Here is a 12,134-nt window from a genome sequence, read left to right as displayed (position 1 = left end):
CGTCAATCTTCGATGGAAGTCAGGGGGGCGGACTCGCGCGGGCGCACGTGGTCGGCATCGAAATGGCAGGAGAACACCGAGCCCTTGCCGACCTCGCTTTCAATCTCCAGCCGCGCGTGGTGCAGGCCGAGGATGTGCTTGACGATGGACAGGCCCAGGCCGGTACCGCCGCTTTCGCGGGAGCGGCTGCTGGAGACACGGTAGAAACGTTCGGTCAGGCGTGGCAGGTGGGTGGCCGGGATGCCGTAGCCGGAATCGCGCACCGCCAGCACCGCGCCGTCGCCTTCGCGGCGGAACTCGACCGCGATGCGGCCGCCGGCGGGCGTGTAGCGCACCGCATTGGTGACCAGGTTGGAGAAGGCGCTGTGCAGCTCCTTGGTCGATCCCTGCAGGTCGACGCCGGCCAGGTCGTCGATGCTGATCTGGTGGCGGCCCTGGCTGTGCGCTTCGGCTTCGCGGCGCAGGGTGGCCAGCATCGGCTGCATGGCCACGGTCTCTTCTTCGCTGTGTTCCTGCGATTCGAGGCGTGACAGCGTCAGCAGGTCCTCCACCAGCTGGGCCATGCGCTGGCTCTGCTTGCGCATTTCTTCCAGCATTGGTCCGGTGCCCGGGAAATCCTCCGGGTCCATCATGTCCAGGTAGCCGTGGACCACGGTGAGTGGCGTACGCAGCTCGTGTGAAACGTTGGCCACGAAATCGCGGCGCACCTGTTCCAGGCGCAGCAGCTTGCTGACGTCGCGGGCGATCAGCAGCCAGTAGTCCGACGAATAGGGAATCAGGCGCAGGTTCAGGCGGATCGCCGGATCGACCGGCGAAGGCACATCAAGGATCGGCTCGGCATTGCGGCCACCGGCCAGCCAGTGCGCCAGCGGCATCGGCTGCAGGCGCTCGACTAGGGCTTCGCCAAGGTCGCCCGGATGATGCAGGCCAAGCAGGGCGGTGGCCGCTTCGTTGAACCACTGCACGCGCTGGCTGTTGCGGTCCAGCACCACCACGGCATCGGGCAGCGCGGCGGCGGCAGCGCGGTAGCTGCGCAGCATGTCCAGCAGGCGGCGCTTGCGCACGCGCATTTCCACCTGGTTGCGGTACAGCAGGCGGTCCAGCTCGTTCCAGACGCCGGTGCCTTCCTCGGCAGTGTCCCAGCGCTGGCGCGCGGTCAGCCGGCGCAGCACGCTGCGCAGCCGCCAGTAGTGCCAGGCCAGGGTGGCCAGCGCGCCCAGTGCAATGCACAGCCACAGATGCCCCGAGAGCCACCCCACCAGTCCGGCGAACAGCAGTACCGCGGCAACGGTGGCCAGGGTCTTCAACCAGGCAGAGCGGATGTGGCGGGGCATTGCGATCTCGTCGTTGAGGTGCGGCGGTTCACTGGGGTGAACCGAGGGTTATAGCAGAGTTGCCGGCGCCGGCACCCGCGGGTGCGCGGCGTCGGCACGACGAGACTCAGGTCGCGGTGGAGAAGCGGTAGCCGGCGCCGCGCACGGTCTGCACCATGTTCTCGGCGTTGAACGGTTCCAGCGTCTTGCGCAGGCGGCGGATGTGCACGTCGATGGTGCGCTCCTCCACGTACACGCTGCCGCCCCACACATGGTCCAGCAGCTGGGCGCGGGTGTAGACGCGCTCGGGGTGGGTCATGAAGAAGTGCAGCAGGCGGTACTCGGTCGGGCCGATCGGCACCGGCTGGTCGTTGGCGAACACGCGATGCGCGGCGCCGTCGATGCGGACCGGGCCGACCGCCACGCTGCCGTCCTCGTCGTCCTCGCGGGCGCGGCGCATCACCGCACGGATGCGGGCCAGCAGTTCGCGCGCCGAGAACGGCTTGACCACGTAATCGTCTACACCGGCCTCGAGGCCGCCGACGCGGTCGTTTTCCTCGCCACGGGCGGTCAGCATGATGATCGGCACTTCGCGGGTCAGGGTTTCCTTGCGCCAGCGGCGGGCCAGGTCCAGGCCGCTGGTGCCGGGCAGCATCCAGTCCAGCAGGATCAGATCGGGAACCCGGTCGGCGATCGCGGTCTGGGCCTCACGGGCATCGCCGGCGTGGACCGGTTCGTAATCGCCCTTGCGAAGGGCGAAGGCGACCATTTCACGGATCGCGGGCTCGTCATCGACGATCAGGATGCGTTTCTGCACGAGGACACCGTAGGGCTCGGTTACTGGAGTGGTGCCAGTAGACTACGGTTTGATGACATGTTTGTGACTACCGGGCCGGAACCGGCCTGGATTGCCATCGACCGGTCATGCAACGCTCAGCGGCGGTCCAGATCCGGGTCCTGCACGCCCTGGCGGCGCAGTTCCAGCACGGTGGGCGTGATCGCTTCGATGCGCGCGTCCACACGGGCCCGGCCGACATAGTCCAGTGCCGGGTTGCGCTTGAGCGCCTGCAGCTGCATCAGCGATTGTTCCGGGCGGCCGCTGAGGAAGGCCGCCTCGGCATAGGCTTCGCTGGCGCGCACGCTGTCACCGGCCAGTTCGCTGGCGCGGGCGTACCGCTGCTGGAAGACCGGATCGTTACCACTTTGCGACAACAGCGGCCGCAGCATCGCCTGCGCACGCTGGCCGGCCTCGCGGGTGCCCTGTTCGTTCAGGATCTCGGCATAGGTCAGTGCCACCGGACGGCTGTTGGGGTGCTCGCGCAGCAACTGTTCGAAACGGCTGTTGGCCTGCGCGCCCAGTCCGGCACGCGATTCGGCCTCGCCCAGCCCCAGTGCCAGCCACAGGTTGTCCGGTCGGGTCTGCAGCAGGCTGGCCAGGGTCTGCCGGGCCTGCGTGGCACCGCTGCGGCCGCCGCGCATGATCGCCAGGGCCTGGCCGTAGCGCTGGGCGTCGTTCAGGCCATCCTTCTGCCGCTTGGCCAGATCGGCATACTCGCGTTCCAGTTCAGGGGTGGAATCAGCGCTGAGCACACGCAGGCGCTCGCGCGCCCAGTCGAAGTCACCGCTGGCGCCGCGGGCGAGCTGGCCCATCGGAATGCGCAGCACGCTGCTGGGCAGCAGCGGGTTGTTTCCGCGCAGCATCGGCTCGGCCAGGCTCGGGTCGGCCGGATCGACCCGCTCCCTGCGCTCGCCACTGGGGGTGCTGGTGGTCAGCAGCACCGTGTCCTTCTTCATCTGCTCGGCGCGGGCCTTGGCCTCGCTGATGCGGGTGATGTTGACCGGATGGGTGCGCAGGAACTCGGGCACGCTGTAGCCGCCCTCGTTGCCGCGCATTGCCGAGGCCATCCGCTCGAAGAAGCCGGCCATGGCATCCACGTCGTAGCCGCTGCGCGAGAGGGTGCGGATGCCGAGGCGGTCGGCCTCGGACTCGTTGGAGCGGGTGTAGTTGATCTGCCGCTGCTGCATCAGACCCATGCCGGAGCTGATCGCGGCCATCGTCGCGTTGCCGGAGGAGGTGCTGTTGCTGGCCTGCGCGGCCACCACCGCCGCCAGCATGCCGAGCAGGATCGGGATCTGGTCGCGTTGGGCACGCTCGACCCCGCGCAGCACGTGCTGCTGGGTGACGTGGGCGATTTCGTGGGACAGCACCGCAGCCACCTCGTCCTCGCGCTCGGCGGTCAGCACCAGGCCGGCATTGACCCCGATGTAGCCGCCCAGCGTGGCGAAGGCGTTGATCTGGCGGTCCTTCATCACGAAGAAGGTGTAGGGCTGGCGCGGCTGGTCGCTGTTGGAGCCGAGGCGGGTGCCCATGGTCTGCAGCCAGTCGTTGACCAGCGGATCGTCCAGCAGGTAGCCATAGTTGCGCAGCTCGCGCAGCATCATCGCGCCGTATTCGGCCTGCCGGGCCGGAGTCAGCAGCTCGCCGGCCGACGAGCCGATGTCGGGCAGCTTCTCCTGGGCCTGGGCCAGCGGCATGGCCATGGCCAGGGTGACGGCGGTAGTCAGCAGCAGGGCTCGCAAGCAGGAGGTCCTCGGGCGGGGCGCGCCAAGCGTGGCAGGGCAGGGGGCAACCATTCGTTAATCCACAGTGTTGCGGCCGTGGCGTGGAATTTCCAGCGCACCGGTACCATATGTAGACCGTCGATCCATCGTGGAGTTTCCCGTGACAGCCCAGACCGCCGGCGGTGCCCCCGCCATCACCCTCTATTCCACCGCCGTCTGCCCGTACTGCGTGGCCGCCAAGAACTTCCTGAAGAGCAAGGGCCAGCAGTGGACCGAGGTCCGCATCGACCTGGACCCGGCCGAGCGCGAGAAGATGATCGCGCTGACCCGCCGCACCAGCGTGCCGCAGATCTTCGTCGGCGACGTCCATGTGGGCGGCTACGACGACATGATGGCCCTGCACCGTGAAGGCAAGCTCGAGCCGCTGCTGGCCGGGCAGGGCCAGGCATGAGCGCGGCCGACGACGGCAGCAAGGATCGCATTGCCGAGTTCACCGATTTCCGCAAGCGCATGAACGAGCGCATCCTGGGCGAGCCGAACCAGGTGGTGCGCCGCTTCTTCGCGCTGGATACGCAGACCTACCAGGCCGGCGCGCTGGACGTGAAGACCAAGGAACTGCTGGGGCTGGTGGCCTCGATGGTGCTGCGCTGCGACGACTGCATCAGCTACCACGTGGCCCAGTGCAAGGACGCCGGCGTGACCCGCGAGGAGTTCTTCGAGACCTTCTCGGTCGGCCTGGTGGTCGGTGGCTCGATTGTGATCCCGCACCTGCGCCGCGCGGTCGACTTCCTCGACCAGCTCGAGGGCGGCGCCGCCGCCCCGGCAGCGCACGAGCACTGAGGTGGCGCCGGCCGCTGGCCGGCATCCCCTGAACCTGACACGGCCGAGGTTGCCGGCCAGCGGCCGACACTACCGCACCCACGAGGGGCCTCCCCACGATCCAACAGCCCAGGAGCCCCCTTGTTGTTCAAGGGGGCGCGCCGACAGGCGCGGGGATAAGGTGGGATGCGCGGGCAATTCTGCCTGAGCCGGGAAGCGGGCCCTTGCTTGCCTTCCTGGCATTACCCGACCTGCGGGGGCCTTCCCCGTGATCCAACAGCCCAGGAGCCCCTTCTTGTTGAAGGGGCGCGCCGACAGGCGGGGGTAGAGGAGAAATGCGCGGGCAATTATGTCTTGGCCGGGGCCGGGACCATCGTCTACTTGGGCAGCCGCCCCCGGCTAAGGCATAATTGCCGGTGAAACTTCCTTTGCGCCGGCGTTTCCGGGCACGTCCGGACGGCGTTTTTCCCCCTGTTCGGAACATCGATCAATGACGCAGAAAATTACGGTCATCCGCGGCGACGGCATTGGCCCGGAAATCATGGACGCCACCCTGTTCGTGCTCGACCAGCTCAAGACTGGCCTGGAGTACGAAGACGCCGACGCCGGCCTGGTGGCCCTGGAAAAGCACGGCGACCTGATGCCGGCGGTGACCCTGGAATCGATCGCGCGCAACAAGGTTGCGCTGAAGAGCCCGCTGACCACGCCGGTCGGTGGTGGCTTCACCTCGATCAACGTCAGCCTGCGCCGCCACTTCGACCTGTACGCCAACGTGCGTCCGGCCCACACCTTCCCGAACACCAAGTCGCGTTTCGACAACGTCGACCTGATCACCGTTCGTGAGAACACCGAAGGTGCGTACCTGGCCGAGGGCCAGGAAGTGTCGGCCGACGGCGAGACCGCCTTCTCCGGCACCCGCATCACCCGCAAGGGCTCCGAGCGCATCGTGCGCTACGCCTTCGAGCTGGCCAAGAGCACCGGCCGCAAGAAGGTCACTGCCGTGCACAAGGCCAACATCATCAAGTCGACCTCGGGCCTGTTCCTGAACGTCGCCCGTGAAGTGGCCGCGCAGTACCCGGACATCGAATTCCAGGAAATGATCGTCGACAACTGCTGCATGCAGCTGGTGATGCGTCCGGAACAGTTCGACGTGATCGTCACCACCAACCTCTTCGGCGACATCATCTCCGACCTGTGCGCCGGCCTCGTCGGCGGCCTGGGCCTGGCCCCGGGTGCCAACATCGGCAAGGACGCGGCGATCTTCGAAGCCGTGCACGGCACCGCGCCGGACATCGCCGGCCAGGGCAAGGCCAATCCGTGCGCGCTGCTGCTGGCCGCCGCGCAGATGCTGGACCATGTCGGCCAGCCGGAAAACGCCGAGCGCCTGCGCAAGGCCATCGTGGCGACCATGGAAGCCAAGGATTCGCTGACCGGCGACCTGGGCGGTACCGGCACCACCATGAGCTTTGCCCAGGCCATCGCCAGCCGCCTGTAAGCGGCCGGCGTTCCGGCTGGAGATCGTCTCAGGCGATGTCCGTCCGGGCCTGCAAGCGTTGAAGACGGGCCGTCCTTGTACGGCCCGTCTGCGTTTTGAGCTGCGCGTTTTTCACCGAGAGAGTTTTATGGATGCCTGAGACGGCGGTGTGGATCCTGGTGGCTGCTGCCGTTTACGTTCTGGGCGTAGCCATCTACTTCGTCTTCTACTGGCCATGGTCCCGTTCGCAGCGCGCGCTGCGCCGCCTGCGCAGGGAGGGGGTACCCGTTCGCAGCATGCGGCGGTCCGAGGAGCGCGTACTGCAGTTGATCGAGTTTCCGGCAGGGGCGCCGGTTCTCCTGCTGGAAGGGGCCTGCGCGGAATTCGTTATCAGGAGCGTCAATGCGCCTGCCCGCCATGTCCAGACCTTGGCTGGCGTTCCGGTGAAGTATCCGGCCGGCCTGCAGCATGCCGTGCGCGCCGGTAGCAATACCGCCGAAGTCGTGCTCGGGCGCGAGTACGCGATGATCGTACGGCTCAATGGGGCAAAGCTGACCCAGTAGCGTCGAGCCATGCTCGACTGCGCTTTCACGGCCCCGGACGAAAAGCAAAAGCAGTCGAGCATGGCTCGACTCTACAGGAGCGGTCTGTGCAGAAATCGCACAGATCATGTGCTACTGAACGGCTGGTTCGTGCGCTTGCCGCTCCTCATCCTGTGCCCACTTTCCACTGCACAGGCGTCGCTCCATGAATCTCACCACCTTCGGCCTGGCCGGCTTGATCGGCATGGCCACCACCGTGCCGGTCACTGCTGCCGAGCCGGCCCATCCCACCATCCGCCATATGGCGGGCGCGCCGGTCGCGGCCTCGCTGGATGCGGCGAAGACCGCTGTGCTGGTGATCGACTTCCAGAACGAGTACTTCGATGCCAAGGCCGCACAGGGCTATGCCGGTGGCCGCATGGTCATTCCCGATGGCGTGGCCGCACTGCGCCAGGCCAAGCGGGTGGTCGAGTTCGCCGATGCCCACGGCATCCGCGTGATCCATGTGCAGCACGTGTTGCCGGCCGGCGCACCGCTGTTCGCGCAGGGCAGCGTCAATGCCGCTTTCCATCGCGATCTGCAGCCGCGCAAGGGTGAGACCGTGGTGCAGAAGGACAACGTCAGCGTGTTCGCTGGGAACTCGGCCGCGGTGCTCGACACGGTGCTGAAGGATGCCGGTATCGACACGCTGATCGTCACCGGCCTGCAGTCCCATGCCTGTGTGGTCGGTGCTGCGCGCGACGCGGCGGCGGCTCCGCGCGGCTACCGGGTGATCGTATCGTCCGATGCCAGCGCCAGCCGCGACCTGGACCTGGCCGGTGGCCAGCGCATCGCTCATCGCGCGCTGCATGACGCCTCGCTGGCGCAGATCGAAGACGCCTTCGGTGATGTCATGAGCACCGACGCGATCCTGGCGCTGCCGGTGCGCAAGGCCAGCGACGGCGCTTGATAAGCTGGTGGGGCCCGCATGCCGTGGGCCCCGCCACGTGGAGCCACTTGCCGATGGATCACTTCGCCGCCCTGCGTGCGCTGCGCGCCATCGTCGACGCAGGCAGCTTCACTGCGGCTGCCGAGCGCCTGGGTACCACCCACTCGGCGATGTCACGGCAGCTGCGGCAGCTGGAAGAGCATCTGCAGGTGCGGTTGCTCGATCGCAACAGCCGCCGGCTGTCACTGACCGAAGCCGGTCGCGATTACTACCGCGAGGCGGCAGCGCTGCTGGATCGCCTGCAGGAAGCAGATGATCGCGTGCGTGCCGGGCAGGCGCAGCCCAGTGGCATCGTACGCATCAGCGTGCCGCAGGTCGTGGCCAGCCAGGAGTTGTCGCATTGGCTGCCGTCGTTCCTGCAGCGCTACCCGCAGGTCGCGCTTGACCTGTCGGCCGATGATCAACTGGTCGATGTCGTCGGTGGTGGCTTCGACCTGGCCCTGCGCATCGCGCCTTCCTTGCCGGACAGCCAGCTGGTCGCACGCGAGCTGGCCAGCTGCCCGCGCATCCTGGTCGCTGCACCGGCGTATCTGGCACAGCACGGTCTGCCCCGGCAGGCGTCGGACCTCGCGCAGCACACGCTGCTGGGGTTCAGTCCTACAGCGGCGATGTCACCCTGGCAGCTGCAAGGGCCGCGCGGTGCCACCGCGAGCATCGAAGCGGGGCAGCGCCTGCGCGTGGGCGCCACGCCGGCGCTGTACGCCGCCGCGCTGGCCGGGATGGGCATCAGCCTGTTCACTGCGCTGACCGTGCAGGAGGACCTGCGCGCCGGCCGCCTGATCCGTGTGCTGCCCGCCTGGCACGCAGGACAGCGGCGTTACTTCGCGCTGTATCCGCATGCGCGGGCGCTGGCACCGAAGGTGCGTGCGCTGGTCGAGCACCTCGCGGCGCACTACGCTGCGCAGGTGGGCGCGGCAGGGTAGTCGCGCGACAGCAACCGAGGTGGTGATGGAGTCGGTGTATCTGCTGGTCGCGCTGGGCGCGATCGTCGCCGGATTCGTGCAGGGCCTGTCCGGCTTCGCCTTTGGCATGGTGGCGATGTCGTTCTGGGCGTGGGGACTGGAGCCACGGTTGGCGGCGACGTTGTCAGTGTTTGGTGCGCTGGTCGGGCAGCTGGTCGCGGTGGTCACCGTGCGCCGCGGATTCAACCTGCGCCTGCTGCTGCCGTTCGTGCTGGGCGGGCTGGCCGGCATTCCGCTGGGCGTGATGGTGTTGCCGCAGCTGGACATGGACTGGTTCAAGGCGCTGCTGGGCGGCTTCCTGGCGCTGTGGTGCCCGGTGATGCTGATGGCACGCTCGTTGCCGCCGATCACCATCGGAGGGCGCGTGGGTGACGCCATTGCCGGTATGGCCGGTGGCGTGCTCAGTGGCATCGGTGGCTTCGCCGGGCCGGTGCCGACGTTGTGGAGCACGCTGCGCGGCTTCGGCAAGGACGAGCAGCGCGCGGTCATCCAGAACTTCAATCTGGCGATGCTGGCGGTGACCATGGCCACCTATGTCGGCAGCGGCCTGGTGAGTCGGCAGATGTTGCCGTACTTCGCCATCGTGGCACCGGCCATGCTGGTGCCGACCCTGCTGGGCGCGCGGGTCTATATCGGTATCAGCGAGGCGCGCTTCCGGCAGGTTGTACTGAGCCTGCTGACCGCATCCGGCATCGCGTTGCTCGCCTCGTCGCTGCCGGTGCTGCTGGCGCGCTGAGGGAGGAACGACAAAGGGCGCCACGTGAGGCGCCCTTTGTCGTCTATGGCATGTTGCGACTCAGCGCTGCTGGATCTTTGACAGCAGGCGCAGGAACTCCACGTACAGCCAGACCAGGGTCACCATCAGGCCGAATGCGCCATACCACTCCATGTACTTCGGTGCACGCTGGGCGACACCGGTCTCGATGAAGTCGAAGTCCAGCACCAGATTCAGCGCGGCCACGACCACCACGAACAGGCTGAAGGCGATGCCCAGCCAGCCGGAGTCATGGATCACCGGCACGTTGATGTTGAAGAAGCCCAGCACGAACGACGCCAGGTAGAGCAGGGCGATGCCGCCGGTGGCCGCGATCACGCCCAGCTTGAAGTTCTCGGTGGCCTTGATCAGGCCACTGCGGTACGCGAACAACAGCGCGAACAGGGTGCCGAAGGTCAGCAGGACGGCCTGGAACACGATGCCCGGGAACTTGGCGTTGAACACGGCCGAGATGGCGCCGAGGAACAGGCCTTCCACCAGCGCGTACATCGGCGCGGTGACCGGCGACCATTCCTTCTTGAAGACGGTGATCAGCGCCAGCACCAGGCCGCCGATGGCGCCGCCCATGGCATACAGCTTGGCCCCGGCCATGACCTGGCCGTAGTCGTCGATGGTCTGGTTCCAGGCGAACGCGGCCGTCAGCACGGTCAACAACAGCAGGAAACCGGTCTTGTTGACGGTGCCGTTGAGGGTCATTGCCTGGTCGGGGCTGGTCACCACCGAGCCGCTGGCGAGGTCGAGGAAGGTCGACTCGGAAAGAGCCGGGTTGCCGCTGCGCATGCGTGTTCTCCGTGCGAATAAGGGGCTGGACGGCCATCCGGCCGATGACCGGGAGCATAGCCGATGGTTGCGCGTGGTGCCGTGTCAGGCGTTGGGTGCGAGTCGCCCGCGTTGACAGTTCATGATGCGCTTGGCCACAATGACCAGCTCCCCGGGCCTGGCCCGAGGGGATTGCAAGACCGGGGTATAGCGCAGTCTGGTAGCGCGCCTGCTTTGGGAGCAGGATGTCGGGGGTTCGAATCCCTCTACCCCGACCAATCCCACATCACGTCGGATTGGACGCCGTTCCGGTTCGGGCGCCCGTAGCTCAACTGGATAGAGCACCGGCCTTCTAAGCCGGCGGTTACAGGTTCGATTCCTGTCGGGCGCGCCATCGGCGAGCACCGGGATCGCATCGGCGGATGTGAAGAAGTGCTTGCAAAAGGGTAAAGACTCCACCAGAATATCGGACTCGCTTCGGCGGACCGGAACTTCGGTGACAGTCTCCCCAGGCAAAGGTTTGAAGTTCCAGTGCCGGTGGTCTTGGCGGTGGAGCGAAAGTTTCAGTGGTGGCTGTAGCTCAGTTGGTTAGAGTACCGGATTGTGATTCCGGTGGTCGGGGGTTCGAATCCCCTCAGCCACCCCACTGATTCAACCGCATCGGCGCAGCCGAAACGGTATTGCAATAAACAGAAAGCACGCTACAATGTGCGTCTGAGTTTCACGGGCCGTTAGCTCAGTTGGTAGAGCAGTTGACTCTTAATCAATAGGTCCAAGGTTCGAATCCTTGACGGCCCACCAAGACAGAAGCCACCTGGTACGCCAGGTGGCTTTTTTCTTATAAGTGTGACCCTTTGGTTTCATTGGATCACCGACTGCAGAAATCCCGCCTGGCGTGGGTCTGCAGTGGCAGCGGGATCGCGGTACTGGTTTCAACGACGTTGAAGAAAGTGCTTGCACCCTCCGAGCGGATCGGGTCATAATTCGCGCCCCGATTTCGGGCTGTTAGCTCAGTTGGTAGAGCAGTTGACTCTTAATCAATAGGTCCAAGGTTCGAATCCTTGACAGCCCACCAGACGAAAGCCACTTGGTCAGCCAAGTGGCTTTTTTCTTGCTTGTTTGCCGGGTTGCGCTTCAACCACGCATGGCGTGGATCTACTGAAGCGGCGCATGGCGCGGATCTACTGAAGCGATGCTGAAATCAGGGGCATACGCGTCATCAGTGTTTTCAATGCTGTGCGCTGCTTCTCACCGTGTCGCGTCCTGTATCGCACCCAATGGACCTTCCGCGCCGATGGCGCATGCACGAAGGAAGAAATTGATGGCCGATATCAATCGACTGTGCCGGACGGTGTGGGTTCTTTCCGCGTTGGTGGCGCTGACGGCCTGCGCGCCTGACAGTGATCCGGCGAAGACCGTCGACCGCGATGCGGGCGTAGATGCCGTTCCGGCGCGCCCGATCGCCGGAGTCGCGCAGCCGGCGTCGCTGGTGGAGGGTGGGGCCGCTCCCGAGGCTGTGGAGCTGCGTAGCACCGACGAGGGTGGCGTGGACATCCGCAAGGTGGATGTGGCGGCCGGGCAGGGCGCTGACGCACCTGCGCCCCCTGCCGAAGCGAAACACTGAGTCGTTGCCGTCCCGAACGGTCGCGCGACCTTCGGGATGGCCTTTGGCGCGGACGATGTGCCCGCCTGTCATGTTCAGTTTTGTGCAGGCCTTCCGATTCCAGCCGGCGCCTGCGACAATGAACGCCTGAGCCGGCCACGCGAAAGTGGCGGAATTGGTAGACGCCCTGGATTTAGGTTCCAGTGCCGCAAGGCGTGGGGGTTCGAGTCCCCCCTTTCGCACCAGTGCCGGCCTGTCCCCGCCCTGATCGGGCCATCTGCGCCCCCTTGACCGGCACGCGCTGGCAGTGCAGGCCGAATTGGGCGAAACTAAAGGG

12 protein-coding genes and 6 tRNA genes are annotated in these 12,134 nt (G+C 66.3%); 14 read left to right on the top strand and 4 right to left on the bottom strand.

The window, feature by feature from the left end; translation table 11 throughout:
- Positions 1 to 2: 2 nt before the first annotated feature.
- From phoR to HLA98_RS04095, 3 genes are all read right to left on the bottom strand, one after another.
- On the bottom strand, positions 3 to 1,334 hold the full coding sequence (gene phoR / locus HLA98_RS04105) for a phosphate regulon sensor histidine kinase PhoR (RefSeq protein ID WP_049395717.1): 1,332 nt from the start codon (positions 1,332 to 1,334) through the stop codon (positions 3 to 5).
- Positions 1,335 to 1,440: 106 nt separating this feature from the next.
- A complete protein-coding gene (phoB, locus tag HLA98_RS04100) occupies positions 1,441 to 2,130 on the bottom strand; it encodes a phosphate regulon transcriptional regulator PhoB (protein WP_057499969.1) in 690 nt (229 codons plus the stop codon).
- A 116-nt stretch (positions 2,131 to 2,246) separates the two neighbouring features.
- Entirely contained in the window at positions 2,247 to 3,893 is a 1,647-nt protein-coding gene (locus HLA98_RS04095) for a M48 family metalloprotease (RefSeq protein ID WP_049395719.1), read from the bottom strand.
- 142 nt (positions 3,894 to 4,035) lie between these two features.
- Between HLA98_RS04095 and grxC the strand changes: the two genes are divergently transcribed.
- From grxC to HLA98_RS04060, 7 genes are all read left to right on the top strand, one after another.
- On the top strand, positions 4,036 to 4,326 hold the full coding sequence (gene grxC / locus HLA98_RS04090; protein ID WP_049447194.1) for a glutaredoxin 3: 291 nt from the start codon (positions 4,036 to 4,038) through the stop codon (positions 4,324 to 4,326).
- The gene (locus tag HLA98_RS04085) at positions 4,323 to 4,715 is read left to right on the top strand and encodes a carboxymuconolactone decarboxylase family protein (protein WP_005408260.1); all 393 of its coding nucleotides are present in this window, start codon (positions 4,323 to 4,325) and stop codon (positions 4,713 to 4,715) included. The genes grxC and HLA98_RS04085 overlap by 4 nt, the downstream gene beginning before the upstream one ends.
- Before the next feature lie 469 nt (positions 4,716 to 5,184).
- The gene (locus tag HLA98_RS04080; RefSeq protein ID WP_032129081.1) at positions 5,185 to 6,189 is read left to right on the top strand and encodes an isocitrate dehydrogenase; all 1,005 of its coding nucleotides are present in this window, start codon (positions 5,185 to 5,187) and stop codon (positions 6,187 to 6,189) included.
- Positions 6,190 to 6,320: 131 nt separating this feature from the next.
- The gene (locus tag HLA98_RS04075) at positions 6,321 to 6,731 is read left to right on the top strand and encodes a hypothetical protein (RefSeq protein ID WP_129550570.1); all 411 of its coding nucleotides are present in this window, start codon (positions 6,321 to 6,323) and stop codon (positions 6,729 to 6,731) included.
- A gap of 184 nt (positions 6,732 to 6,915) precedes the next feature.
- Complete coding sequence (locus HLA98_RS04070) at positions 6,916 to 7,659, top strand: cysteine hydrolase family protein (RefSeq protein ID WP_057499970.1); 744 nt, start codon at positions 6,916 to 6,918, stop codon at positions 7,657 to 7,659.
- A 53-nt stretch (positions 7,660 to 7,712) separates the two neighbouring features.
- Entirely contained in the window at positions 7,713 to 8,621 is a 909-nt protein-coding gene (locus tag HLA98_RS04065) for a LysR family transcriptional regulator (protein ID WP_057499971.1), read from the top strand.
- Positions 8,622 to 8,646: 25 nt separating this feature from the next.
- Complete coding sequence (locus tag HLA98_RS04060; protein ID WP_057499972.1) at positions 8,647 to 9,396, top strand: sulfite exporter TauE/SafE family protein; 750 nt, start codon at positions 8,647 to 8,649, stop codon at positions 9,394 to 9,396.
- 60 nt (positions 9,397 to 9,456) lie between these two features.
- Here HLA98_RS04060 and HLA98_RS04055 read toward each other — a convergent pair whose 3' ends face one another.
- Positions 9,457 to 10,215 (bottom strand): Bax inhibitor-1/YccA family protein, encoded by a 759-nt coding sequence (locus HLA98_RS04055; RefSeq protein ID WP_021202979.1) that lies wholly within the window; start codon positions 10,213 to 10,215, stop codon positions 9,457 to 9,459.
- A gap of 180 nt (positions 10,216 to 10,395) precedes the next feature.
- Here HLA98_RS04055 and HLA98_RS04050 point away from each other — a divergent pair.
- The 7 genes from HLA98_RS04050 (at position 10,396) to HLA98_RS04020 (ending at position 12,042) form a co-directional block, all read left to right on the top strand.
- Positions 10,396 to 10,472: transfer RNA gene (locus HLA98_RS04050), tRNA-Pro, on the top strand.
- 39 nt (positions 10,473 to 10,511) lie between these two features.
- Positions 10,512 to 10,588, top strand: a tRNA-Arg gene (locus tag HLA98_RS04045).
- Between the two features lie 175 nt (positions 10,589 to 10,763).
- Positions 10,764 to 10,840: transfer RNA gene (locus HLA98_RS04040), tRNA-His, on the top strand.
- 79 nt (positions 10,841 to 10,919) lie between these two features.
- Positions 10,920 to 10,995, top strand: a tRNA-Lys gene (locus tag HLA98_RS04035).
- A 198-nt stretch (positions 10,996 to 11,193) separates the two neighbouring features.
- A tRNA-Lys gene (locus HLA98_RS04030) sits at positions 11,194 to 11,269 on the top strand.
- A gap of 246 nt (positions 11,270 to 11,515) precedes the next feature.
- Positions 11,516 to 11,818 carry a hypothetical protein gene (locus tag HLA98_RS04025; protein WP_057499973.1) on the top strand — a complete coding sequence of 101 codons (303 nt, stop codon included), beginning with the start codon at positions 11,516 to 11,518 and terminating at the stop codon, positions 11,816 to 11,818.
- A gap of 139 nt (positions 11,819 to 11,957) precedes the next feature.
- Positions 11,958 to 12,042, top strand: a tRNA-Leu gene (locus HLA98_RS04020).
- Positions 12,043 to 12,134 lie beyond the last annotated feature (92 nt).

The sequence above is a fragment of the Stenotrophomonas africana genome, from assembly GCF_013004645.1.
Classification (GTDB): domain Bacteria; phylum Pseudomonadota; class Gammaproteobacteria; order Xanthomonadales; family Xanthomonadaceae; genus Stenotrophomonas; species Stenotrophomonas africana.
Note: the sequence above shows the minus strand (reverse complement) of the source record. Positions and strands in the feature narration are given on the sequence as shown.